The sequence below is a fragment of the Bacillus sp. PPSBB_2 genome, assembly GCF_045291115.1.
Lineage (GTDB): Bacteria > Bacillota > Bacilli > Bacillales > Bacillaceae_G > Bacillus_A > Bacillus_A cereus.
In genome coordinates, this window is sequence record NZ_CP147983.1 from 2,901,152 (window position 1) to 2,925,998 (window position 24,847).

Here is a 24,847-nt window from a genome sequence, read left to right on the forward strand (position 1 = left end):
TATCATATTTCTATTTAAGCATGTACAGCATGTCCTACTGCTTGCATTAACGCTTCATGAATCGCCTCAGATAAAGTTGGATGTGCTGCAATATAATCTCTCATTATATCAGCGGTAACTTCTGTATGAATCATTACGGTTCCTTGACCAATAAGTTCAGTTGCATAAGGACCGATAATAGAAATCCCTACAATTTCTTGGTATTTAGGTTCTACAATGACTTTTACTTTACCTACTTGTTCTCCTAAAATAAGAGCTTTTCCGTTCGCTGTAAAAGGAAATTCTCCGATGAGAATATCACCATATTGTTCTCTTGCACCTTTTTCACTTAACCCTACACTAGCTATTTCTGGAGCTGTGTATATACAACGGGGCACAGCGTGATAATTTACTTTCACGTCTTCTCCGCTTGCGTGTAATGCTGCTGTCGTTCCTTCATGGAAGGCAACGTGAGCAAGCTGAATTCCACCGATTACATCACCAGCTGCGTAAATATGCGATACGTTCGTTTGCATATGTTCATTCACAGAAATCCCTTTATTTGAAAACTGAACCCCTGCCTTTTCTAATCCTAATTGTTGCACTCGTGGTTTTCTTCCTACAGAAACAAGAACAAATTCCGGAGTTACTTCGTGAGTAATTCCCTCGTACTCAAATGAAGCTTGCTTCTTATAGTTATTTAATCCTTTTAAAACTGCTCCCGTAAAAATTTTCACACCATCTTTTTCTAATTTCTCTCTTAAAATATTCGCGATATCTTCATCTTCACCAGGTAGTAATTGCGGTGCCATTTCAACTATCGATACTTTTGTGCCAAGTCTACTATAAATACTTGCAAACTCACATCCTATTACACCACCGCCAACGATTAACAATGAAGATGGTACACTCTCAAGAGACATGGCATGGCTACTATTTAAAATCCATTTTCCATCGAACGGAGCGAATGGTAATTCTGTAGGTTCGGAACCAGATGCGATAATAAAGCTCTCTCCATCAACTACTTCTTCTTTATTTCCTTGTACAACTCGCACACGATGATCCGTTTCGAATTTCGCTTTTCCTTTTACAACTTTAATTTTATTTTTCTTCATTAAATATTGTATTCCTTGGACGAGTTGCATTACGATTTGTGATTTTCTCGCCTGTATTTGATCCCAATCAATTGATATACTTCCTGTATTAAGCGTAACTCCATAATCATTCGCTTTTCTCACAATGTCATGTATTTCAGCACTTTCTAACAGTGATTTCGTAGGCATACAACCAACATTTAAACACGTTCCGCCAAGTTCAGCTTCATCAATAAGAGTGACACCTTTGCCATTTTGAGCCGCGGTAATTGCCGCTACATATCCAGCTGGTCCGCCTCCAATTACAACTAGTTTACTCATTCTCTCACCTTTTCTTTATAAAAGAATTGTTATAGGTTCTTCTAAATAATGTTTAATTGTGCGTAAAAATGCAGCTGCTGGTGCACCGTCTAATACACGATGATCGAATGTTAAACTTAAAGGTAACATACTACCTTTTTTTAATTTTTTCCCTTTATATACAGGAACATGTTCAATTGCGCCAATACCTAAAATGCCAGTCTCAGGTGTATTTAATACAGGTGTGAAATATTCAATACCAAAGCTACCTAAATTACTAATTGTAAATGTCGTTCCGTGCATATCATCACTACTTAAGCTACCTGCTCGCGCCTTTTGTGCCACATTCTTAATCTCTTTAGACAATTCTACTAAAGATAAATTATTTGCAAAGCGAATAGCTGGAACGATTAACCCTTTTTCTAATGCGACTGCCATGCCTAAATGCACATGTTCAAATTGATGAATTGCATCATCTATATAAGCGCTGTTCATTTCTTTATGCTCTCCAAGTGCTAATACAGCAGCACGCGAGACGAAATCCGTAATGGTTAATTTATTATCATATCTTTTTTGTACAACTTTCGCTATTTCTTTATGTAAAGCAACTAAATCTGTTACATCTACTTTCATCGTTAACGTTAATTGTGCGCTATTTTGTAAGCTTGCGTACATACGATTTGCGATCGCTTTACGCATACCAGTAACAGGAATCACGTTACTTTCTTCTTGTTCAGATATTTCCGGAACGATTCCTCTTACCTCAAGTGCTTTTAATACATCTGCCTTTGTAATCCTTCCGCCAGGACCTGTACCAACTAATACCTTGATATCCAAATTTTCAGACTTTGCAATTTTCTTCGCTACAGGTGAAATTTTAATTCTTTGCTTGGCTACTTCTTTCCCATTTGGTTCTTGATTTTGTACATTTTGTACTTCTATATTAAATGTTTTTTCTTCTACCACATGTGTGCTTTCCTGCATTTCTACTTTTTCATTCGGTTTACCGATGTAGCAAATTACAGTACCAGGCGGCACCCCTTCATCTTCACTTACAGCTATATCAAGCACCGTACCATCAGCTGGCGCTTCAATTTCCGTTTCAATTTTTTCTGAATTAATACTAGCAATTAGTTCTCCTTTTGCTACATTATCGCCTGCTTTAATATTCCAGTTCGTAATAATACCTTCTTTCATCGCCATACCTAACTTTGGCATTACAACTTCTACAGCCATACCGCTCTCTCCCTTCTCATCGTTTCATTACACATGTAATAAAGATTGGTCTCCGATCATTTCTGATATAGTTTCAATTACTTTTTCTGGCGTTGGCAAATACAACTTTTCAAGTGGTGGCGAAAACGGAACAGGTGTATGTGGTGCTGTAATTCGTTTAATAGGTGCATCTAGCAAATCAAATCCTTTATCCGCTACAATTGCCGCGATATCTGTTGCGATACTACATCTTGGGTTTGCTTCGTCAATGACGATAAGACGATTTGTTTTTTCAACAGATGCTAAAATCGTATCTTCATCAAGCGGTGATAAAGATCGTGGATCGATTACTTCTACTTCAAGCCCCTTTTTCGATAATTGCTCAGCAGCTGCAAGCGCCGTATGAACTTGTTTTCCAATTGCGACGATTGTTACATCAGAACCTTCACGTTTCATATCGGCTTTCCCTAATGGAATTGTATAGTATCCTTCTGGCACTTCACCTTTCATGTTGTAAAGTGTTTTATCTTCAAAGAAGATTACTGGGTCATCATCTTCAATTGCTGCTAATAATAAGCCTTTTGCATCATACGGCGTGGAAGGAACAACAACTTTAATACCTGGTATGCTCGTAAATAATGCGTACAAACTTTGTGAATGCTGAGCTGCTGCACTAAAACCAGCGCCATGCATCGTACGTACTGTAACAGGTACTTTTGCTTTACCTCCAAACATATAACGGAATTTCGCACCTTGGTTTAATACTTGGTCAAGACAACTACCGATAAAATCATTAAACATTAACTCAGCTATCGGACGTAACCCAGTTGCAGCAGCTGCCATCGCGGCTCCCATATAACCCGCTTCAGAAATTGGTGTATCCAATATACGATTTCGGCCAAACTCTTGTACAAGTCCTTTCGTAACACCAAGAACACCGCCCCATGCTTCATCATCTTGCAAATGATCAACTTGTGCACCACCTGCAACGTCTTCTCCTATTAAAATTACATTTTCATCACGGCGCATCGATATTTTCATCGCTTCATTGATTGCAGTTGACATACTTACTGTTCTAGTCATAATTTTTCACCCTCCTCTTATTTATAAGAAACATAAACATCTTTTAATAATTCTTCATCATCTGGATACGGACTATTTTCACTAAACTCAATTGATCTTTGTACTGCCTCATCTACTGCCTTTTCCATATCCACAAGTTCAGACTCAGTTAATAAAGCTTCATGAATTAAATGCTTACGAAAATTCACAATTGCATCTTTTTCATTTAAATGTTCTTCTTTTTCTTCTGATGTTTTATATGTTTGCGCTTCACCTTCGAAATGACCGTAATTACGATATGTCATACATTCAATAATTGTTGGACCATCCCCATTACGCGCACGTTCCACTGCTTCTGCAGCAGCTTTATATACAGCTAGAAGATCTTTTCCATCTACTTGAACACCTGGAATATTATAAGCTTTTGCACGATCAGCAATAGAATCACAACTTGAAGCATATTCAAATGTAGTTGCTTCACCGTAACCGTTATTTTCTGCGATAAAAATAACTGGTAACTTCCAAATCGCCGCTAAATTAACCCCTTCATGAAATGTCCCTTCATTATTTGCTCCGTCACCGAAGAAGCAAACACTTACATCTTTTGTTCCTTTATATTTAGCTGTTAATGCTGAACCGCAAGCAAGTGGGAAACCGCCGCCTACAATGCCATTCGCACCTAGCATTCCTTTATCTAAATCGGCAATATGCATGGAACCACCTTTTCCTTTACATAATCCTGTCGCTTTCCCGAAAAGTTCAGCCATCATACCATTTAAATCACAACCTTTTGCAATACAATGTCCATGACCTCTATGTGTACTTGTAATACTGTCACTATCCGTTAAGTGGGCACATACACCAACTGCTACTGCTTCTTCACCTGCGTATAAATGAACGAAACCTGGCAAAACGCCTTGCGCGAACAATTCATGCACCTTATCTTCAAACTTACGAATCTCTAACATTTTTTCGTACATCCAACGAGCTTGTTCTTTCGTAATTTCATTCCCTTTACTTTCAGTTGTTTTTAACATGTCCAGCCCTCCTATTTTCTTGTTCGTCTTTTATATTGCAAGTACCGTGCCAAATTCTAATCCTTGCTTTAATAGGTTTTCGCTTTTCTTTCATAATAAAAAGTGGACAAAATGAGACATTTGTCTCGTTTTGTCCACTTTTGTTCACCTAATTTGAGAACTATTATCTTATTCATTATCAAAGCTCTGCTGTAATTTTCGGATGTAAATAATTTGCCCAATATGATATGCATTATGAGTTGTTACATTCGCTAACACTTCCCACCATTTTGCAGAAACAGGAAATCCCACTACATCACTTTCAACCTTTTCTTCATTTATGAGAGTTTGCCATTGTAGCAGTTTTTCTAGTAGTTTTTCCCGTAATTCATCGAAAGTTTGATTATCTGAAAGCATAAAACTTTTATTATTATCTCCTATAGCGGGTACTGCATTAACATGTGATTCTTTATACCTAGTTTGCCACGTAGAGTTCCAATACAGTAAATGTTGTACGATTTCGGCTATACTATTACACTCTTCATTCGGTTTCCAGAAAGCTTCCCTCTCAGATAAATCCTTAACTGCATCTGAAAATGGCATATACCAACTGGGATCATTCGCATTTGCTAATAACTGATCTGCTAATACATCTTTCACATGGACCATTTTTCTTCCCTCATTTCATTATCATATTAATATACACTACTCTATATACGCTCATTCCCTATAATCCCCTTCTTTGCATACAAATTGATTTCATACTGAATGTAAGAATAATAGATTTTCTTATCATAACTCGTTATGATAAAAGAAAAAGAAAGCTGGCGAAAAATGAATAAAAAAATCGCAATAATTACAGGAGCCTCAAGTGGATTTGGACTATTAACTACACTCGAACTCGCAAAAAAAAATTATTTAGTTATCGCTACAATGCGAAACCTTGAAAAACAAGTGCGCTTAATATCTCAAGTTACTCAACTTAACTTACAGCAAAATATAAAAGTTCAACAATTAGATGTAACCGATCAAAATTCTATACATAACTTCCAATTATTTTTAAAAGAAATACAAAAAGTAGACCTTCTTGTTAATAATGCAGGATATGCAAATGGCGGCTTTGTAGAAGAAATTCCAGTAGAGGAATACCGTAAACAATTTGAAACGAACCTATTTGGAGCTATATCAATTACCCAGCTTGTCTTACCGTATATGAGAAAACAAAGAAGTGGAAAAATCATTAATATAAGCAGCATTAGCGGTCAAGTTGGATTCCCTGGTTTATCTCCTTATGTATCTTCAAAATATGCATTAGAAGGCTGGAGTGAATCGCTTCGCTTAGAAGTAAAACCTTTCGGAATAGATGTTGCTTTAATTGAACCAGGTTCTTATAACACAAACATATGGGAGGTTGGGAAACAACTAGCTGAAAACCAATCTGATACAACATCTCCTTACAAAGAGTATATGGATAAAATACAAAAACATATTAATAGCGGTAGTAATACATTTGGTAATCCGATAGATGTTGCTAATAAAATTGTTGAAATTGCTGAATCTAAGCGTACAAATTTACGATATCCAATCGGTAAAGGTGTGAAATTTATGATTTTTGCGAAGAAGATTCTTCCTTGGAAATTGTGGGAATACCTTGTTTTGAGAAGCTTTAAGAAGATGTAAATATAAAGAGTAACTATCAAGATAAATAATGGTAGCTACTCTTTTTAAATATTCATCATGAAAAACCAAAACGACATTAGTATGTAGAAAGAGGATCAAAATAAAGTAACATTGAAACCATAAAAACAAATGCAAAGAATCCAATTATAGAAAGAATATATTCCTTTGTCTCTCTGTTATACTTCCATTCCATCCATACGCGTAATAAGGAAATTGCTCCGAAATAAGTAAGTACAGCAATTCCTATATTAGCATTTTCTACTTTGAACAGATAAATAAAACTTACTATAAGATATACGATAAAAAGACCTATTTCTAATTTTACATGTAAACTATTTACATGCTTATATATCCAAGCATTGCCCTTTGGCATATTTAGTTTTTTTCTTAAAAACTTTTCTAAAAAATATCCTCCAATTATCATAATAATAACTATAATCCAAATAGTAGAGTTGCCCATTGCATTCCCTCCTATTAAATTAATTATGTTTTCGTAACAAAGTGGATTATATATTTTTTAATATGTAGATAATGTATTCATTTTCTTTATCTTCTTTAGTAGTAGTTTTATCAAAACATGTTTTATGTATTGTATAACAACAATCTATTTCCCATCCCTTTTGTTTCGGGATGTTTATCCTTTTTCTTTCTATTTTTTCAAAAACGAATATAGATAGTACCGATAAAATTAATAGAGTTATTTTTATAATTGACAGAAAACCCTATCCTTTTATTTTCTTACTTGCATTTTCTCCGGCTGATCACTCGGATACGTAGCATTCCTTTTATTTTCTACGTCCCAACTAATAATTGTCGCACTATCACGTCCCAACTGATGATGCACGTGTTCTAAAACATTGTGAATATTTTCTTTAAGTGTTTTATCATTTCTATTCATAGCATTATACAAATTTACAGGTGTTTCATATCGGCGTTCCCCGCATTCTAATACTCCATCTGTCACTATTACAATTCGGTTTTTTCCAGTACGTAATTCACGAATACCTGATGAATAACAAGGAACAGGTAAATCGAATGTGTTTACATTCCCAATCCATTCGTAAAAATGACGTTGATTTAATGCATATTGCCCTAACTTATGTAACTCTTCATGAAATACATACAATAAACAATCACCGATAGAAAGCCACCATATATAATTTTCTTTCCTTACACATAGTAAGCAAGCTGTTTCACCTTTAATTTTTTTGCACTTTTCCTTAAATGAAGATGACTGAAAAATTGTCAGTATATGATTTTCAATAGATTGAAACACTGTATTAATTGATTCATTCAAAATTACTTTTATATTTTCATATTCTTTTTCGATTGTATTTACTACTAAATCAACACTTTCTGCACTATTATGTCCATCTAATATAGCTGCAAATTCCCAATCACCATTTGACCAAACTAACGCACCATCTTCGTTCTTTTTTGCTCCGGCACTAATATTCCCACCATATGCACCGAGCACGATATCACCATATTGCTTTACCGAAATTTCGTCTAAACACATTTCTCTACTTCCAACCCATGAATGTTGTCTATTATTTGTTGTATGCATATTCACTCACCATATACTCTCGTATTCTTTCGCATAGTTTTTTGATTTTCGCTGCGTCACCATATGGTGCGCCAGTCCATTTCGCTATCTCGGTTGGTGACCAAAACTCTTTTGGTGTATTTGCATAACGCGGTATGATATGCATATGTGGTACACCATTCCCTGAAACAAAAGTGTAAATATGCTCTGCACCTTCGCTTTCTTTTAGCGCTTTACTTACTCTACTTGTTATAAGTCCGAACGCTTTCGCTTCTTCATCTGTTAGTTCAGCGAGGCCAGGTACATGCCTTTTTATATCTATCATTACATAACCCAAGTATGTTTCTTCACTATCCCAGTGGACATGTCCAACGTAAAGCAGTTCATCTTCGTAAATAGCTCCACCTGGAACTATAATATTTCCTTTATGCTTTTCACAAATAAAACAGTTTAGTTTTACTTGATCGTTCGTTGACATATCCATCACCTTCCTTTTCATATATAATATCACAAAAAAAGGAAAAACAGGTTTAGTATTCCGAAGATTCACTCTTTTTATACAACAATTTTTGAAATGAATTTAAACCTCATTATTTCTTCAAAAACGCAATCACAATTATAATCCCAATTACAATTCCGATTACTAAATTATTTGTAAAGTGCCCTTGAAATACACCAATTACAACCCCTATACCGACACCTATTGCCAAAGCATCATTTCTTTTTTTATTTTTAGCCAAAATTGCATCTCCTCCCATCATTTCTCGCTAAACAACATACACTTACTTGAATGTATTAATATATTCACTATCTCACTTGAACATTTCAAAAAAAATGTACTTTAACTTCACATATAATATTTTCCATTTTCTGTACATACTCCTTTTATATTGAAAAATTTTCAAGTAACTATTAATTATACATAGGCATTTACTATAAGAAAGCTTCGTAATTTATTGAAGGAGGAACAATTCAAATGTATCCTCATTGGAATCCAAATATAAATCAACAGTATGTTTATTCCCCCCATCCCGCAAGGAATACATTGCATCATGATTCACAATATATGATGCATCATATCGCAAGTCTTGAAAGTCAATTAACTAAATTAATCTCATTAATCGAGGAAAATAATCAATTCATCAAATCAATGGAACAACAACAAAACCAAGTTTGTGCACCAGCTGGAGGTTCTGTTATCGTTCATATGTAATCTAGATGCAATAAAAAACACACTTTGTATTATAAAAGTGTGTTTTTTGGTCATTATTTTCTTTTCGTATGGAACCCTTGTGTAATTCGATCTAATATAATTGCGATTACTACGATAGCTAATCCAGCTTCAAATCCCATTCCGATATTAACTTGTGTTACAGAGCGATATACATCAACTCCAAGCCCTGGCGCTCCTACAAGTGATGCTGTTACAACCATCGATAACGAAAGCATAATGCTTTGGTTCACACCAGCCATAATCGTTCCGGTTGCAAGTGGTAATTGTACTTTAAATAGTTTTTGTGATGCTGTGGATCCAAACGCATTCGCTGCTTCAATTAAATCTTCTGGAACTTGTCTAATTCCTAAGTCAGTAAAACGAATTGTCGGTGGCATTGCAAAGATTACCGATGCAATAATTCCAGGTACTACACCAACTCCGAAAAATGTAATCGCTGGAATGAGGTATACGAATGCCGGCATTGTTTGCATAAAATCTAATGTTGGCTTTAAAAATTTTGAGAAACGCTCATTTTGAGATGCTAATATACCAATTGGAATTCCGACAATAATTGAAATAATAACAGACGTAAGTACGAGTGCTAATGTTTGCATCGTTTGTGCCCAGTAGTTAATATTCAAAATGAATAATAATCCAATAAGCGTAAAAATGACTAAAGATAATTTCCTCGTTGTGTACCAAATGAAGAAACACAAGATAATAATCATCAATATGGCAGGTATTATTGTTAAAAAATTAGTGAGTAAATCAACGAATCCACCAATAATATAAGAGAATCCTCGGAATAAGCCTTCAAAGTGCTCATATAAACTTGCAACAAATGAGTCGACCCATTCCCCTAATGGAATACGTGGTATACTATTCATCGTCTTTCACCTCTTCCTCAATGTTTCCTGCAAGAGCTTGAATGACACTTTCACGTTTAATAATTCCTCTTAGCCTTTTCTTCTCATCGATTACCGGTAACGGATATTTCATCTCTGCCATTTTTGCATATGTCTCTTCCAGTAAAGTATCCAAATACACATGCGGAATATCATTAAGTAATAAATCAGCAATCGGCCACTGTTTTTGTACTGCTTTACTCGCATCATCCGCAGTTAATATACCTAAAAACTCATACTTTTTGTTTACAACATATACAGTTGAGACGCCTGCATTCCTCATAATTTGAAGGGCCACACGAGGTCCACGATCAATCAATAAAGTTTCTGGTCGTTTTAAAATAGACTCAGCCGTAATTACTTTTCCTAAATTCACGTCCGCAACAAACTTTTCTACAAATTCATTTGCGGGGCTCATCATAATTTCTTCTGGCGTTCCAATTTGGACGATTTCTCCATCTTTCATTAATGCGATACGATCTCCAATTCGAAGCGCTTCATCTAAATCATGCGTAATAAATATAATCGTTTTTTCCATTTTATCTTGTAACTCTAACAATTCATCTTGCATTTCTTTTCGAATAAGTGGATCTAATGCACTAAATGACTCGTCCATTAGTAATACATCTGGATTATTCGTTAGTGCCCTTGCTATTCCAACGCGCTGCTGCATACCACCACTAAGTTGACTTGGATAATTATCTTTATGATGATCGAGTCCTACTAACTGTAGCGATTCTAACGCTTTTTTCTCTCGCTCTTCAACCGGAACTCCTTGTATTTCTAAACCATATGCAACATTTTGTATAACTGTACGATGCGGAAATAGAGCGAATTTCTGAAATACCATACTCATTTTCGTTCTTCTTACTCTCCGTAACTCTTCTTTTCCCATCGTTGCGATGTCTTCACCATCTATGTATATATGACCTGCAGTTGGTTTAATCAATTGATTTAACATACGAACTAGCGTAGATTTCCCGCTACCAGACAAACCCATAATAACGAAAATCTCTCCAGAGTAAACTTCAAACGTTGCTTTTTTCACCCCAACGTTCATTCCTGTCTCTTTTAAAATTTCCGATTTACTTTTTCCTTCTTTTAATAAGGAAAGGGCTCTTTGCGGATGTTTCCCGAATACTTTTGTTACGTTTTCAACACGCACCTTTGTATTATCCATGTCACTACTCCTTTTCTACCCATCTATTCACATAGTGTTGCGATTTTACAAAGAAATATTACATAAAAATGACATTCATAAGATTTCTTTAAAATTCTCGTTTCCGTTCATAATAAGAATGCTTACTTATACATTTATTTTATAAGGCAAACGTTACTTAGGAGGTTTTCGATGCGAAAGAAAATTTGGTTTATATGCCTTGCATTATTTATTACTATGATTTTCACTTCATGTAATGCAACAAATGCAAATTCGAAAGGAAAAATTAAACTTGGTGTAACAAGTTGGAAAGAAAATATTGCAACTGCAAACATGTGGAAAGTTTTATTAGAAGAAAAAGGCTACAAAGTTGAGCTCATGTATTTAGAAAAAGCCGCAATTTGGACTGGTGTCGCTCGTGGCGATGTTGATGCGAATTTAGAAGTATGGCTACCAGTTACAGATAAACCGCTAAACGATCGTTATAAAGATGATATTGTCTTAAAATCAAAATGGTACGAAGGTACTGGACTAGGTTTAGTCGTCCCTTCTTATATGAAAAACATAAACAGTATCGAAGATTTAAATGCTCATAAAGATGAACTAGATAATAAAATTATCGGTATCGAACCCGGTAGTAGTCTTATGAATTTAACGAATAAAGCAATGAAAGAATATGATATAAAACTAAAACTTGTCCAATCTTCTGAAGCTGCGATGATGAGTGAACTAAAGAAAGCATATACAAAAAAGAAACCAATCGCTGTTACGCTTTGGAATCCGCATTGGGGTTTTTCAGAATTTGACTTAAAATATTTAAAAGACCCTAAGAAAGTATATGGTGAAAAAGATGACATTTATTACTCCGTTCGTAAAGGTTTCGAAAAAGATCACCCAGATGTTATAAAATACTTTGATAAATGGAAAATGAACGATGAACAGCTCGGTACGTTAATGGTCATGTTAAATAAAACAAAAGATCCTGAAGAGGCTGCGCGAAAATGGATTAAAAAAAATCAAGCATTAGTTGATGAATGGGTAAAGGATTAATAAAAAGGCTAGAGAATTAACATATCCTCTAGCCTTTTTCATCTTATTTTTTCGTAACAACGTCATCTACAATCCCATATGCCTTCGCTTCTTCTGCAGTCATAAAATAATCTCTTTCTGTATCATGTGCTACTCTTTCAATCGGTTGGCCTGTTTTTTCTGCAATCATTTTATTAATATCATGCTTTAACTTTAATATTCTTTTCGCAGTTATTTCAATTTCTGTTGCTTGCCCTTGTGCACCACCAAGCGGCTGATGAATCATAATTTCACTGTTAGGGAGCGCAAACCGTTTTCCTTTTGCTCCTGATAATAATAACAATGCACCGAATGATGCCGCAAAGCCCATGCATAGCGTTTGCACATCTGGTTTAATTAAATTCATCGTATCTAATATTGCAAAACCTGCTGTCGTTGAACCTCCTGGGCTATTGATGTATAAATATATATCTTTTTCTGCATCTTCTGCTTCTAAAAATAATAATTGCGCTACGACACTACTCGCTACTTGATCGTTAATTTCTGAGCCGATAATAATAATACGGTCTTTTAATAACCTTGAATATATATCATAGGAACGTTCTCCTAATTTTGTTTGTTCTACTACATATGGAATTGCATTCATTTTAAATCCCTCCAATACTTGTTATGCTGCGCAAAGCATACAACTGTAGGAAGAAGGTTTTTTCACATTAAATAATAACACTGGCTGTTTAGATGGTAACTTAGTAAAATCTATTGTCGGAAGAAGTTTCGTTAACAATTCTGGTCTTTCCTCACGAATAGATGTTACAACAACTTCAATATCCTCTGTGAATTCGACTATCTCAATCCCTTCTTCACTTACAGTTTTCAGCCTATTTCTACTCCGAAATAAAGAAGCCTTTACTGCACCTTCTGATACAGAACACACTTTAGCAATATCAGCGATACTATATTGAAAAACATCTTTTAATAATAAAATTGCGGATTGCTGTACATTTAATGAAGACAATACTTTCCCTACCATTTCATGCAAATCTGCAATGTTCTCATGTGGTTCTTCAAAAGTGATTTGTTCTCTTATTTTTTCATGAACAGACTTAGACTTTATCTGATCTAACCAACGATTTCTTGCTATTTTATAGACGAGTGTCATACAAATATCTTTATTTCTATATTTTTGAAGCACTTTACACACTGTTTCTTGGGCGAGATCTTCCCCATCCCATTTGTTTTTCGTTAAAAAAGTACAGTATCTTTTTAACTCTCCATATTGTTCAATTAAAAAGTTTATATTTGAATGATTCATATCGATATGGTTCTTTAAAACATGAGTTACTTTTGTGCACAAAATAACCACTCCTTTTCAGCGCTTACTTAATAAACGATTCAACATTAAAAAAAGTTACGGGGATATAAAAAAATAATGTTTATGTTCAATAATTCGCGGTCATAAATATGTTATGTACAATTTTACGTGAGGAGGAACAAATTTGCCAAAATTAACAATTGAAGGTGCGGGAACTTTTGATGTGAAAGAAGGAACAAAGTTAGTATTAGCAATTGAAGATAGCGGTGTCAACATTCTTCATCGTTGCGGCGGGAATGCACGTTGCACAACTTGTAGAGTAGAAATACTAGCAGGTGATTTCTGTGAAGCGAGTGCGAATGAGAAACATGCAATGACGGAAAAAGGAATTGAAGATCATTTACGATTATCTTGTCAAATGCGTGTACATAAAGATATAGTCGTTCGTCCGGTACTTACAGTTGAAAATTCAGGTCTTGATGCTGGGCCACGTCCGGCGGAGTAAAGCGATGAATTTAAAACAGCTCGCTGGCGAATATGCTGCTAACTTTGTAAACGATGGCATGAAAATTGGGCTTGGTACAGGTTCTACTGTATATTGGACAATACAAAAATTAGGTGAGCGTGTAAAAGAAGGATTATCATTTCAAGCTGTACCAACATCAAAGGAAACTGAAGCATTAGCACAGCAACTAAATATCCCCCTAATTTCGTTAAACGACGTACAAAGTCTTGATCTTACAATTGATGGAGCGGATGAAATTGATTCAAATTTACAACTTATAAAAGGCGGTGGCGGTGCATTACTTCGTGAAAAAATCGTTGCCTCTTCCTCTAAAAAACTAATTATCATTGCTGATGAATCGAAACTTGTAACACATTTAGGTACTTTTCCATTACCTATTGAAATCATCCCTTTTTCATGGAAACAAACCGAAAATAAAATTCAGTCTTTAGGATGTCAAACAACATTACGTTTGAAAAACAATGAAACCTATATAACCGATAACAATAACCTGATTATCGATTGTATATTCCCTAATCATATTTCTAATCCTGTCCATTTACACACCCAATTAAAAATGATTACTGGTGTAGTTGAAACAGGGTTGTTTATAAGTATGACGAGTACAGCAATTATTGGTACTAAAAATGGGATAAAGAAATTGTAATAAAAGCTAACTTTTTAAAGTTGGCTTTTTAGTATGTTCTTCTTCTCTTAATAGTGCTTTATTATGATATACTAGGAAAACGTAAACTGATTACACTAGAAAGGACTGAACATTTTGCAATCCAAACTTATAACAGAACTTGCTGATTTAGAAACTGCCTTTCATATTCGAAAAGAAGTATTTGTAAAAGAACAAGGTGTCCCTCTTGCAGATGAATTTGATACATTCGATGAAATCGGAGAGCAATGTAAACATATTTTAGTTTATTATCATGAGCTTCCTGTAGGCACAGGGCGTATACGATTTGTTGATGGTGTCGGAAAATTAGAACGTATTTGTATTTTAAAAGATTATCGTACATACGGATTAGGTAAAGTCATCATTCAAACGTTAGAAGAACTTGCTCGTAACAAACAAGTTACAAAAGTGAAACTACACGGTCAAACACAAGCTGAAGGATTTTATACAAAACTAGGTTATCAAACTTCTTCTGATATATTTATGGAAGATGGCATTCCACATATACTTATGACGAAAGTATTATCATAATAAAAAGGTAGTGTATGAATCTTATGTATTCATACACTACCTTTTTTTATTAATAGAAAAGTGAATTCTCAAGATTCCCTTTTGCATCAAAGCCCATCATCTCTTAGTTCATACCTAAGTAAAGCTTACACTGTTTTCCATAATGATAATGCATAAATCCAGTTTGGATCACCATTTCCTTGATAACTCTGGACTGCTTCATATACTTTTCCTTCGTGCAGAACTCTATCTCCCTTTTTATATGCTTTTTTTGCATCCCACGCTTCATATGAAGCGTTTTCAGTTTTTGTAGTAATTGTGAATATATCACTCTGTACGGATTCATTTCCAGCTACATCAACAGCTTTCACTACATATTTATAAGTAGTATTAGCGAGCAGATTTTTATCCAAATAAGAAGTTGTATTGGATGTTGCAATCTTTTTCATTGCCCCTTCTGTTTCTCTATAAATATCATAATGGTCTACACCAATATTATCGTCAGATGGACTCCACATTAAATCCACACTTGACGCTGTCGTTCCCATACTATGTAATCCTTTTGGTTGTGTTGGTGCTTCTGTATCAGGAGTCTCAACTGTCGTTTTTACTGTAAGCGCTGCACTTTCTTTCGATACATTTCCAGCTGCGTCAATTGCTTTTACAGTATAAGAGTATTCTGTACTTGGTTGTAATTTCTTATCAATAAAATGAGTGCCTAGTACTGTATCAATCATCTCTCCGTTACGGAAGATTTGATATCCTTTTACCCCTACATTATCCGTAGAAGCGTTCCATGTTAGTTCTACACTATTCGCTGTTACTTTTTGCGTCTGAAGTCCATTTGGAATACTTGGCGCTTCTATGTCTGGTTTCACATCATTAATAAGATTAACATCAATTACATTATAGAATGCATTTGCTGTATCAGCTACATCCCATACTGCTAAAATCACATGATATCCACTACGATCAGTAGGTACATTGATTTTATGAGTTAAATTATTTGAAGCTGCAGAACCATCATGTTGTACTGTTCCAATTGGTTCAAAATCTGCTCTTGTTAGCGCTTTATTTGGATTCCATCCTTTTTTAGTAATATAGTAATGCCACTTACTCGTTAAGTGAGGCGCAGTATACTTCCAAGTAAATGTATTTTCCCCACCAGTGATTGTATTTTTAAACCAACGATTTGCTGTTTGTTGATCTAAAATACCACCAAATTTTCCGCCTGCTGAAGCAATTTGTCCATCTACTGGACCACCTTGTGGGAACCCTTTTGGAGCTTCTAAACTTTGTGGTTCATACATAACACTTCCACAGTTTACATTTAGCGCACCATAAGTTGGACTACATAAAGCAGATCGGCTACCAGGCTTTTCAACAAAACCGTGCGCATAAGCATTTTGAGGAATAAGTGTCGTACTAATAATTCCAGCTGTTAATGCTACAGCTCCTAAACTTTTTTTGTTCATTTTCATATTTTGTAGTTGTTTTAAAAATCGATTATTCATGTTCATGTCTCCTTCTTGTTATACTTTGTAGTGGAATGTGGGCTTTGATGTAAAAGAATAACAAGAGACAAACTTGTACCGATGTATGTGTTAATTATGCATACACCGCAGTGAAATTATATTTTCCTTGTGAAATATTTCACTTTATGAATATATCATGACATAGAAATTACCTGAGTATGTGCAGAAGTTGTGCAGAAACAGTGAAATTATTACTAACATGTAAAACTAAGTCCTAACATTTTAAAATAAAATTTGAATATATTTATCTATCATCTTTACTTCATAATTGATAATACATTTAACTAGTTAACTTTTATTCTTATACTTATATCTCTCAGTGCCTTAGTTTTAACCATACTAAATATTAAAAATAAGAATTATAAAGTTAAATAAAAAGCATCCTATTTAGATGCTTTTCTAATGTATAATTTCATTTTTTCACTGACCTACAAATATAAAAATTTCATCAACAGCTTCCTTATATCCACCTGATTTTTGGAAAGATTTCTTCAAATTCAAAGCGACTTCTTTAAATGACGGATTATTTAATACCATTTCTACACTTTCACTTAGTTGATCCGCAGTTAATCCTTGCATTTGTAATTTTATTCCTGCTCCAAGACTCTCCACTTGCTTTGCGACTACTGGCTGATCTGCACTTTGCGGTATTACAACGAGCGGAATCCCGTTATACAGTCCTTCATGCGCACTGTTCATCCCGCCGTGTGTAATAAATAGTTTCGTATATGTAAGCAGCTCAGTTTGGGGTACATAGTTTTTCACAATGAGGTTTTTAGGAATTTCGCCTAGATCACTTATTTTTGTTTTACTACCAATAGACATAACAATTGTATGCTCACTATTCTCAAAGGCCTTCATACACAGTTTATAAAAGTCAATCGCTTCATTAAAAACAGTACCTAATGAAATATAAATCGGACTTTTTTCTTCAATTGAAGTAAAATCAACGTCTCTGTTTTTCATTTGTGCAGAGATAGATGGTCCTACAAATTTATATGTTTCATCAAACGTATCACCAAAAGGCTGGAACTCCTTAATTGTATACACAATAGTAAGGGGTGCAGGATTACAGAAAACTTCATACGATGATTTTATTTCAACACCATATTTTTCAGCAATTCCCTCCGTTAAGTTTTGAAAATCATTCTGTATTTTATCATGAATTTCTACTGGGATATTTTTTGACAGATGACCTAACATTTGCTCAAAGGATTTTTCATCCTGCGCAAAAGATGTGCATGAATTTATGGCTGGCAGTTTAAGGATTTGAGCAATTAAATGGCCACAGCCAAACATAGAATCATGAATTATGTAATCAAAATGTTCACCTTCAATTTGTTCTAGAACGCTAGGTATGACAATATCCGCTGTATGCAGAAGGCCATTTATTCTCTCCTGTAAATAATTTCTGCCTCCAGATAGAAACGCTTTTATAAATTTTTGATCATCAATCGTTCGTACAGTAGCACCTGTCTTCTCAATCCGCTCCCTGAAAGCTTCTATTGAAAAATAAACGACCTCTTCACCACGAGAAATCAATTCTTCTACAACTTGTAAAGTTGGATTTATATGTCCTTCTGATCCAGCGTTAATAAATAAAACACGCGCCATAATAAACACTCCTTACGTTAAATCGTTTCTATGTTGGCAAGAGTACGGATTTTCTCCATACTCTTTTCTTAGTTGTTCGTAGCATGTTCCTACTAAATTGACCTAGCGAGTCTAAAACCGAGATCATCTATATGAAATGTAGGATGGCTTCGACGACGACAAGTAGCGCCGCAACCTCTCGCTGCTTCAGCCCAACTACCACCACGAAAAATGCGGTATGATCCGTATACTTTTTCATCATACAAATCATAGCACCATTCCCAAACGTTCCCTAGCATATCATAAAGTCCCCATGCATTCGGTTCTTTTTGGCCAACGTCATGAATTTCTCCATTTGAATTTTCATTATACCATGCTATATCATGAAGTTTCCCGTATGTATATCCGGTTGTACTTGCTTTACATGCATATTGCCACTCTGCCTCAGATGGTAATCGGTAGCCATTCGAATCTAAATTACATTTCACAATTTGACCACCATCACTAATAGAATAATATTCTTTTAATCCCGCTTTTTTTGAAAGTACATTACAAAACGCAATGGCATCGTTCCATGAAATATTGACAACTGGTTTATGATTTTTATCAAAATTATTTAATGTACTATTTGTAATAGCATCATATAGTTCCATTGTTACAGCATACTTTGCAAGAAAAAATGGTTGAATTTGCACTATCCATTCTTTTTTTATTCGATCATCTCTTAATACTACCTCTCCAACTGGAATATTTACCATTAATGAATCGATTGTTTGAATTAAATCATTAGTCATTTTCTATTCCTCCAAACGTTCATTTTATATGAACTTATAGTCATATACTCATTACAAAATACAATTTTCAAAAAGCGTTAAATTTTTCATAATAAAAAACGATTAGTTTAATTAAACTAATCGGTAAGATCCAAAAAGAATTGTTGTGTCACATTCTATTATTATATGTGCTCTAAAAATTTCCGAACCTCATTTGGAGATTTTAAAACAATAACCTTTTCCTCTTCGGACAATTGCTCTAACCCTTTTAAAATTGTAGGTCGTTTAGTATTAGGATATTCCCATATCCATTTAAAGAATTGTAAATCAAATCTTTCTTCACATCCCGCGCCCATATCTGGTCTTGTTTTATTCCGGTATTTTACAATTCTTTTAAAAGCACGATAAATACAAATTGTTCTATGCATATCAAGGAAGATAATTGTATCAGCTGCATTCAGTCTGATACCCATCGTCCCGCCATAATTCCCATCAATAATCCACTTCTCATCTTTAATTAAGTTATTTTGAACTGCTATTTGTTCTTCTCTCGGAACACCTTCCCAATTCGGTTTCCAAAATAATGCATCAAGATGATGCACCTTAATATTTAATTTATTTCCTAACTGCCTTGCTAATGTGGATTTTCCTGAACCCCCAGAACCAATTAATATTATTTTTTTCATACCTTTACGATACCTTCTATAATTTCTTCAATATCTTCCTTCTTAGCAAAAATCCAGAAGAACCTTTCTTCATTTAACTTTAATAAATTTGGTAACTGGACAAAATAAGCAATAAAGATAATTTGAATTGAAAGCATAACATACCAAATAGCTTTTAGTTCTTCTTTCGTTAAATCATTTTGTTTATAATAACCTTCAAAGACTTTGCTAACGATATGTAACCATTTTTCTCTTAATCTTTCATCACTAAATAGCTCGCTTAATACACTTGTACAGCAATAACATAAATCAAATATTTTTACATTATTTTCTAAAATCTCGAAATCTATAAACCCTTCCAGTTTATCATCTTTAAAGATTACATTTGATAGATGCATATCACGATGAATAATTTGTCTCGGTAATGGATGGACCATTTCCTTGAAAGCTGTGTGCATTCGCTCCATCTTTTGAATTACCTCTCGATGAGCATGCTCGTTCTTTTCTAAAATCGGTATAGCCCATTCAAATACTATCTTATATAAATCTCTTTTTATTAACTCATGGTCACTATTCACCGAATGTAATGCTTTGTGCAGATTAGCTATTTCTTCTCCAATTGTACTTGCTAGCCTTTCCAGCTTATTCGTATCTTTTATTTCTAAAACACTTCCGGCAACATACTCATATAAGCAATAATATTTTTCTTTATATAATACATATTGTTCATCATTTTCTGTCTTTACTACTTTCTGTACTTTAATTTCCTTTTCATACAGTTGCTTCAAAACATCGAATTCAACTAGAAGTTGCTTTATCGATCCCGTTCTCTTTAAAATGTACTCTTTATTCTTGCATAAAACCTTCGCTACTTTTGGTTGCATTACAGTAGCTGTGACATGTTCATTTCGAAACCAAAGCTTTGCAATTTCCATTGCTTGTTCCATTTACAAATACCCCTTTTACAATTCTTATTTCTTCCGAAAAATAACCTCACACAGTATTCCCACTCCAACACCAATTGTATAAGCCACTACATCACTCCACAAAAAACCGTATCCCAACACGAGTCCGCCCAAAGTCGTTGCACGAATGCTATCTATCCATTCCGCATGATACAATTGGCTCGCTTCAATCCCGTAGCAAAACATTAAACTAGTAAAAGCCAACTTCTTCGTCTCTGTTTTAGGAAACAAAAATCCAAAGCCAGTGAAAATCATTAATGCCCATAATGCATCACCTAAATAATCATTTAATAGATGTGGTAGTGCAAAAGCAAACTTTCTTGAGCTAAGACCTAAAATAATAACAACTATAGTAAATAGTGCATATACTACTCTATTTCGTTTCGTATTCATTTTAAAGTCTCCTAATATGTAATGTAAAACTGTAAATAGCTAGTAAAACAAAGTTATTTTACTAGCTATTTATTGATTGCTTTTATGATAAGAAAATGTGGATTCATATTTAAATAATGATATGATTTTTCGCTTACTTCTTTCATTTTTTCAATTGCCTTCGGTTCCACTATCTCTTCTAATACAAAATAATTTGTAGTTTCATTTAGTATGTCTTGTAATGATCTTCTAAAAAACTTGACTTCAATAGTAATATTCGGTTTAACCCAAGTATCTATTAATAACTGTTTTTCAAAATAATTTTCACATGGAAACTTTGTGAAATCCATAAAAGGATGATGAATAGAATAAATAAGTTCTCCACCTGGCTTCAATACACGACGAAATTCTTGAAATACTTGATTCCAATTTTCTATATAATGAAGAGTTAATGAACTTACAATCACATCATACGTATTATCTTCAAATGGCAATGTTTCTTGCAGATCATGACAAAGGAACGTCGCTTCTTCTCCTATATTTTCTTTTGCTGCTTTTACCATTTCAGGACTTACATCAATTGCTGTAACATTTGCTCCTCTTCCTATGAATTGAGAAGTATACCATCCAGCTGCACATCCAGCATCTAATATCTTTTTTCCTTCTAGTTCCTTTGGAATAAGCTCCATCATCGCCGGTCTTTCATAATAACTGTTATATGGATTTGCGAAATCTAGATTTTCTTTATATGTACTCGCTAATTTATCATACGTATCTTTAATCGAATCTTTCATTACACACACTCCTAATACATATTAATCCATTAACTCCTGCTGCTTTTTCTTTGAAAATGATTGTAGTACTAAATCATACGACCAATCAATCATTTTATTAATTTGCTCCTGCTCTATACCCTTATGAATATAAACGGTATTCCAATGTTTTTTATTCATATGATACCCTGGAATAATTGTTTCTGGATAATCTTCTCTTATTCTTAATGCGACTTCTGGATCACACTTCAATGTAATCGCAGCCTTTTCACCTTCTTCATGATTTACTATCGCAAATATTTTATTATTAAGCCTCATACATGTTGCACTCCAGCCATCTGGAGAATCTTCTGTCGCTTTTCTTTTCGATAAACAGTACGCTCTTGTTGCATTCATTTTAATTGGCACCTCTTATTCTTTCCCTGTTTGATTACGATGCATCACAATTTGCTTCGTTGCTTGAAATTGCTGCTCACCGTAAAACTTTATTAGCTTCTCACCGCAAAATAGACTAACAATATCAATATGAGATATTTCTCGAAGTAATATTGTAAGCATTTTCTCTCCAATACCTTTATTTCTTACACTCTCATGTACGACAACATCTTCAATGTATGCTCGAAAAACACCATCAGAAACGACTCTAGCAAATCCAACTAATTCATTTTCTTCCCATACTCCAATGCCTATACTATTCTTTAACATTTTTTCAATATCGACTTCTTTTCTTTCTGGCCACCAACCGACAGAATCATAAAGCTTCTTTATTTTTTCTGCACAGATTGGTTGTTCTTGTTGCAATTTATACGTGTACATATGCTTTCTCCCATCAACCAGTATACATAATACTATTATAATCTCTTTTCAAAAAAGTGCTGACTATGACCTTTCGGATGATCTTCAACGACACCATACTCCCTGTAACCGTGCTTTTTATAAAATTCTGGCGCTTGAAAACTAAATGAATCTAGCAATATTAATCTGCACTCTTTTTCCTTCGCAATTTCTTCAATTTTATGTAAAAGTTGGCTACCATAACCGTCATGACGAACTGATTTATCAACCCATAAAAAGTCGATATGAAGATGATAAAAATACATCGTACCTGTTACACCACCAAATATTTTTCCTTCTTCATTTTTTACTACGAGGCTTACTTCTTCCATCGGCTGTTTTACTTCATCTGTTAAGATGGACATATTATATTGAATAACTTTATTTTTAATGTATTCTCCTTCAATACGTGTACCGTTCTCTATATGTTTCATATACATTGCTTCCTTTCAACTTAGTAAGCTACATTTTGTTTTTCCCCTTTAAAATACTAATCAAAACGAATCCACCATATGTAACAAAGCATGAAAAGCCAATTATCCCTGGTACAGAGACATAGCCTACCCTTATGTAACTTATAACTGCAAAACAAGCGATAGACAATAAAATAGATGGCCAAAATATAACAGCTATTTTTCTTCGTCCTCGTTTCGATGTACTTTCTTTCTCTTCAGAAACACGTGTGCCAAAAAGCAATACAATACAAATAAGGATCGCTGCAAAGTAAATTGTATCTAATGACAAATTGTGATCATATAGTGCGATTCCAACTTCAAGAGCAATAATCGTTAAAATTAAAATAATGATTGTTGAAGTCTTTAAGTTTCTTTTCAATCGCTCACTCCTAGCATGCTTTCACTATATTCTTTGTATATGTACTTTAAAACTGCTGCAAAAGCTTCATCTACCTCTTTATTTTCACGTCGATTCGGTAAATCTTTTCCCCCCATCACATAAAGAAGCGGAAATTCGTTAAACATTCCTATTATACCAATAAATTCAATATCGAATATAAAAAAACTTTTCGGCAGCTCATATCAGCTATTTAAATAAGAAAAAGGTAGCATGAATTTTTTCTTGCTACCGAAAAATATTTATTCTTCTATAGGATTTTCAGGACCGTTAAGTTCCAGGAGGGTGTTGCAAAACTCATAAATATCCAAAAATGAATGCATAAAGAAACCCGTTTTCCTGGAAGAATGATAGTATCCTAAAACTATCTCCAGAAAGGACGGATTTACTAGTATGATAACCAATTTTGATCAAAATCAATCCATTTTACAAATTTTATTTGCCTACGTAGACAGTTTAACCATTGGAGGCGTTCCGCCTATGACAGGCCGCCCACCCATCTGTAGAAAAGCTTTACTCAAATGTTTTTTTATAAAAACGGTATTCCAGATCAATTCATTACGTAAGTTAACTCGTTTTTTACATCAATATCCTTCATTTCGTGTATCTTGTGGCCTTTCGCTTGTTCCTCATATATCTACTTTTTCACGTGTAGGCACTTGGTTTCGCAACGAAGAAATTCCGTTGCTTCATAAACAAATTCTTCAAGAAAAGAATTTAGGGTTAATTCCGTGCGTTTTAATTGATAGTACAGCCTTACGGAGTAGTTTATATGATTCTCAAGCGAAATGGGGAAAATCTACTCGCTATGGTTGGTATAAGGGATATAAAACTCATGTCTGTTCTACACCAGAAGGTGTTATATTGTCGTATGCATTTACAACCGCAAATGTACATGATAGTAAAATAGCTCCTGCATTGCTTCGGGATATACAAAACCAAAATGTGTTATTTTCCGTTGCAGATGCCGCTTATGATAGTCAGCACATTCATGAAATTGCCGGAGCATGTGATATCTTTGCGATCAATCCAATTAACCCGCGTAATAGCGGACCAATCAAAAGTACACATCGTCGTGTAGTGTCTCATTTTCTACAAACTACCTTTGGCAAACAGTTGATGAAAGAGCGTGGAAAAATTGAACAACAGTTTAGTCATCTCAAAGATAAAGGGCTGGAACAGCCACGTTGGTATGGTCAAAATCGCTATCTATTGCATGTTCAGCTAGTTTTTCTGATTCATAACATTGCATATTTATTTTAGTTTTGCAAC

At 34.4% G+C, this 24,847-nt stretch carries 32 protein-coding genes; 7 read left to right on the forward strand and 25 right to left on the reverse strand.

Annotated elements, in window-relative coordinates; all coding sequences use genetic code 11:
- Positions 1–14 precede the first annotated feature (14 nt).
- From lpdA to V6946_RS14545, 5 genes are all read right to left on the reverse strand, one after another.
- Complete coding sequence (lpdA, locus tag V6946_RS14525; protein ID WP_000041216.1) at positions 15–1,394, reverse strand: dihydrolipoyl dehydrogenase; 1,380 nt, start codon at positions 1,392–1,394, stop codon at positions 15–17.
- Positions 1,395–1,409: 15 nt separating this feature from the next.
- A complete protein-coding gene (locus V6946_RS14530) occupies positions 1,410–2,609 on the reverse strand; it encodes a dihydrolipoamide acetyltransferase family protein (RefSeq protein ID WP_006924311.1) in 1,200 nt (399 codons plus the stop codon).
- A 27-nt stretch (positions 2,610–2,636) separates the two neighbouring features.
- The gene (gene acoB / locus V6946_RS14535) at positions 2,637–3,671 is read right to left on the reverse strand and encodes an acetoin:2,6-dichlorophenolindophenol oxidoreductase subunit beta (RefSeq protein WP_006924310.1); all 1,035 of its coding nucleotides are present in this window, start codon (positions 3,669–3,671) and stop codon (positions 2,637–2,639) included.
- A gap of 17 nt (positions 3,672–3,688) precedes the next feature.
- The gene (acoA, locus tag V6946_RS14540; RefSeq protein WP_000921272.1) at positions 3,689–4,687 is read right to left on the reverse strand and encodes an acetoin:2,6-dichlorophenolindophenol oxidoreductase subunit alpha; all 999 of its coding nucleotides are present in this window, start codon (positions 4,685–4,687) and stop codon (positions 3,689–3,691) included.
- Between the two features lie 168 nt (positions 4,688–4,855).
- Positions 4,856–5,335: a DinB family protein gene (locus tag V6946_RS14545; protein ID WP_006924308.1), complete on the reverse strand. Its 480-nt coding sequence runs from the start codon at positions 5,333–5,335 to the stop codon at positions 4,856–4,858.
- 165 nt (positions 5,336–5,500) lie between these two features.
- On the opposite strand from V6946_RS14545, the gene V6946_RS14550 reads away from it, so the two are divergent.
- On the forward strand, positions 5,501–6,346 hold the full coding sequence (locus V6946_RS14550; protein WP_025709460.1) for an oxidoreductase: 846 nt from the start codon (positions 5,501–5,503) through the stop codon (positions 6,344–6,346).
- 76 nt (positions 6,347–6,422) lie between these two features.
- On the opposite strand, the gene V6946_RS14555 is transcribed toward V6946_RS14550, so the two are convergent.
- The 4 genes from V6946_RS14555 to V6946_RS14570 all read right to left on the reverse strand — a co-directional run bounded on the left by V6946_RS14555 (position 6,423) and on the right by V6946_RS14570 (position 8,650).
- Positions 6,423–6,806, reverse strand: a complete 384-nt coding sequence (locus V6946_RS14555) for a DUF4181 domain-containing protein (protein ID WP_000528447.1) — start codon at positions 6,804–6,806, stop codon at positions 6,423–6,425.
- A gap of 270 nt (positions 6,807–7,076) precedes the next feature.
- A complete protein-coding gene (locus tag V6946_RS14560; protein ID WP_366982180.1) occupies positions 7,077–7,913 on the reverse strand; it encodes a PP2C family serine/threonine-protein phosphatase in 837 nt (278 codons plus the stop codon).
- Positions 7,897–8,391 carry an HIT domain-containing protein gene (locus V6946_RS14565; protein WP_033692655.1) on the reverse strand — a complete coding sequence of 165 codons (495 nt, stop codon included), beginning with the start codon at positions 8,389–8,391 and terminating at the stop codon, positions 7,897–7,899. The genes V6946_RS14560 and V6946_RS14565 overlap by 17 nt, the downstream gene beginning before the upstream one ends.
- A gap of 91 nt (positions 8,392–8,482) precedes the next feature.
- Positions 8,483–8,650, reverse strand: coding sequence for a hypothetical protein (locus V6946_RS14570; RefSeq protein ID WP_006924304.1), 168 nt, complete (start codon positions 8,648–8,650; stop codon positions 8,483–8,485).
- A gap of 218 nt (positions 8,651–8,868) precedes the next feature.
- On the opposite strand from V6946_RS14570, the gene V6946_RS14575 reads away from it, so the two are divergent.
- Positions 8,869–9,105, forward strand: a complete 237-nt coding sequence (locus tag V6946_RS14575; protein WP_000283219.1) for a hypothetical protein — start codon at positions 8,869–8,871, stop codon at positions 9,103–9,105.
- A gap of 53 nt (positions 9,106–9,158) precedes the next feature.
- Here V6946_RS14575 and V6946_RS14580 read toward each other — a convergent pair whose 3' ends face one another.
- Both V6946_RS14580 and V6946_RS14585 read right to left on the reverse strand, forming a co-directional pair.
- The gene (locus V6946_RS14580) at positions 9,159–9,995 is read right to left on the reverse strand and encodes a proline/glycine betaine ABC transporter permease (protein WP_001084759.1); all 837 of its coding nucleotides are present in this window, start codon (positions 9,993–9,995) and stop codon (positions 9,159–9,161) included.
- Positions 9,988–11,193: a glycine betaine/L-proline ABC transporter ATP-binding protein gene (locus V6946_RS14585; RefSeq protein ID WP_000370606.1), complete on the reverse strand. Its 1,206-nt coding sequence runs from the start codon at positions 11,191–11,193 to the stop codon at positions 9,988–9,990. The genes V6946_RS14580 and V6946_RS14585 overlap by 8 nt, the downstream gene beginning before the upstream one ends.
- A gap of 171 nt (positions 11,194–11,364) precedes the next feature.
- On the opposite strand from V6946_RS14585, the gene V6946_RS14590 reads away from it, so the two are divergent.
- Complete coding sequence (locus V6946_RS14590; protein ID WP_098629026.1) at positions 11,365–12,222, forward strand: glycine betaine ABC transporter substrate-binding protein; 858 nt, start codon at positions 11,365–11,367, stop codon at positions 12,220–12,222.
- Positions 12,223–12,265: 43 nt separating this feature from the next.
- Here the strand turns inward: V6946_RS14590 and clpP are convergent, their stop codons facing one another.
- Positions 12,266–12,847, reverse strand: a complete 582-nt coding sequence (clpP, locus tag V6946_RS14595; protein WP_006924303.1) for an ATP-dependent Clp endopeptidase proteolytic subunit ClpP — start codon at positions 12,845–12,847, stop codon at positions 12,266–12,268.
- Between the two features lie 21 nt (positions 12,848–12,868).
- Entirely contained in the window at positions 12,869–13,555 is a 687-nt protein-coding gene (locus V6946_RS14600; protein WP_006924302.1) for an RNA polymerase subunit sigma-70, read from the reverse strand.
- 142 nt (positions 13,556–13,697) lie between these two features.
- Between V6946_RS14600 and V6946_RS14605 the strand changes: the two genes are divergently transcribed.
- The 3 genes from V6946_RS14605 (at position 13,698) to V6946_RS14615 (ending at position 15,234) form a co-directional block, all read left to right on the forward strand.
- Complete coding sequence (locus V6946_RS14605) at positions 13,698–14,018, forward strand: 2Fe-2S iron-sulfur cluster-binding protein (RefSeq protein WP_001125388.1); 321 nt, start codon at positions 13,698–13,700, stop codon at positions 14,016–14,018.
- Between the two features lie 4 nt (positions 14,019–14,022).
- Complete coding sequence (gene rpiA / locus V6946_RS14610) at positions 14,023–14,685, forward strand: ribose 5-phosphate isomerase A (protein WP_006924301.1); 663 nt, start codon at positions 14,023–14,025, stop codon at positions 14,683–14,685.
- 114 nt (positions 14,686–14,799) lie between these two features.
- Positions 14,800–15,234 (forward strand): GNAT family N-acetyltransferase, encoded by a 435-nt coding sequence (locus V6946_RS14615; RefSeq protein WP_001190865.1) that lies wholly within the window; start codon positions 14,800–14,802, stop codon positions 15,232–15,234.
- 125 nt (positions 15,235–15,359) lie between these two features.
- Here the strand turns inward: V6946_RS14615 and V6946_RS14620 are convergent, their stop codons facing one another.
- From V6946_RS14620 to V6946_RS14675, 12 genes are all read right to left on the reverse strand, one after another.
- On the reverse strand, positions 15,360–16,727 hold the full coding sequence (locus tag V6946_RS14620) for a lytic polysaccharide monooxygenase (RefSeq protein WP_001065145.1): 1,368 nt from the start codon (positions 16,725–16,727) through the stop codon (positions 15,360–15,362).
- A gap of 441 nt (positions 16,728–17,168) precedes the next feature.
- Positions 17,169–18,362, reverse strand: a complete 1,194-nt coding sequence (locus V6946_RS14625) for a macrolide family glycosyltransferase (protein WP_006918656.1) — start codon at positions 18,360–18,362, stop codon at positions 17,169–17,171.
- A gap of 92 nt (positions 18,363–18,454) precedes the next feature.
- Positions 18,455–19,135 (reverse strand): SUMF1/EgtB/PvdO family nonheme iron enzyme, encoded by a 681-nt coding sequence (locus V6946_RS14630; RefSeq protein WP_006918658.1) that lies wholly within the window; start codon positions 19,133–19,135, stop codon positions 18,455–18,457.
- Positions 19,136–19,296: 161 nt separating this feature from the next.
- Positions 19,297–19,800: a DNA topology modulation protein gene (locus V6946_RS14635; protein WP_006918659.1), complete on the reverse strand. Its 504-nt coding sequence runs from the start codon at positions 19,798–19,800 to the stop codon at positions 19,297–19,299.
- Positions 19,797–20,726 carry a phosphotransferase gene (locus V6946_RS14640; protein WP_366982182.1) on the reverse strand — a complete coding sequence of 310 codons (930 nt, stop codon included), beginning with the start codon at positions 20,724–20,726 and terminating at the stop codon, positions 19,797–19,799. The genes V6946_RS14635 and V6946_RS14640 overlap by 4 nt, the downstream gene beginning before the upstream one ends.
- A gap of 24 nt (positions 20,727–20,750) precedes the next feature.
- Positions 20,751–21,137, reverse strand: a complete 387-nt coding sequence (locus V6946_RS14645; RefSeq protein ID WP_006918662.1) for a DUF2809 domain-containing protein — start codon at positions 21,135–21,137, stop codon at positions 20,751–20,753.
- Positions 21,138–21,202: 65 nt separating this feature from the next.
- Entirely contained in the window at positions 21,203–21,910 is a 708-nt protein-coding gene (locus tag V6946_RS14650) for a class I SAM-dependent methyltransferase (RefSeq protein WP_000655256.1), read from the reverse strand.
- Between the two features lie 21 nt (positions 21,911–21,931).
- Positions 21,932–22,285 carry an MmcQ/YjbR family DNA-binding protein gene (locus tag V6946_RS14655; protein WP_000994622.1) on the reverse strand — a complete coding sequence of 118 codons (354 nt, stop codon included), beginning with the start codon at positions 22,283–22,285 and terminating at the stop codon, positions 21,932–21,934.
- Between the two features lie 15 nt (positions 22,286–22,300).
- The gene (locus V6946_RS14660; RefSeq protein ID WP_000288974.1) at positions 22,301–22,705 is read right to left on the reverse strand and encodes a GNAT family N-acetyltransferase; all 405 of its coding nucleotides are present in this window, start codon (positions 22,703–22,705) and stop codon (positions 22,301–22,303) included.
- A 35-nt stretch (positions 22,706–22,740) separates the two neighbouring features.
- Complete coding sequence (locus tag V6946_RS14665; protein WP_000680416.1) at positions 22,741–23,157, reverse strand: GNAT family N-acetyltransferase; 417 nt, start codon at positions 23,155–23,157, stop codon at positions 22,741–22,743.
- A gap of 28 nt (positions 23,158–23,185) precedes the next feature.
- The gene (locus tag V6946_RS14670) at positions 23,186–23,557 is read right to left on the reverse strand and encodes a hypothetical protein (RefSeq protein ID WP_000827993.1); all 372 of its coding nucleotides are present in this window, start codon (positions 23,555–23,557) and stop codon (positions 23,186–23,188) included.
- Positions 23,554–23,703: a hypothetical protein gene (locus tag V6946_RS14675; RefSeq protein ID WP_000481402.1), complete on the reverse strand. Its 150-nt coding sequence runs from the start codon at positions 23,701–23,703 to the stop codon at positions 23,554–23,556. Before V6946_RS14675 ends, V6946_RS14670 begins: the two co-directional genes overlap by 4 nt.
- A gap of 265 nt (positions 23,704–23,968) precedes the next feature.
- Between V6946_RS14675 and V6946_RS14680 the strand changes: the two genes are divergently transcribed.
- Positions 23,969–24,838, forward strand: a complete 870-nt coding sequence (locus V6946_RS14680) for an ISNCY family transposase (protein WP_023520903.1) — start codon at positions 23,969–23,971, stop codon at positions 24,836–24,838.
- The last annotated feature ends 9 nt before the right edge of the window (positions 24,839–24,847 follow it).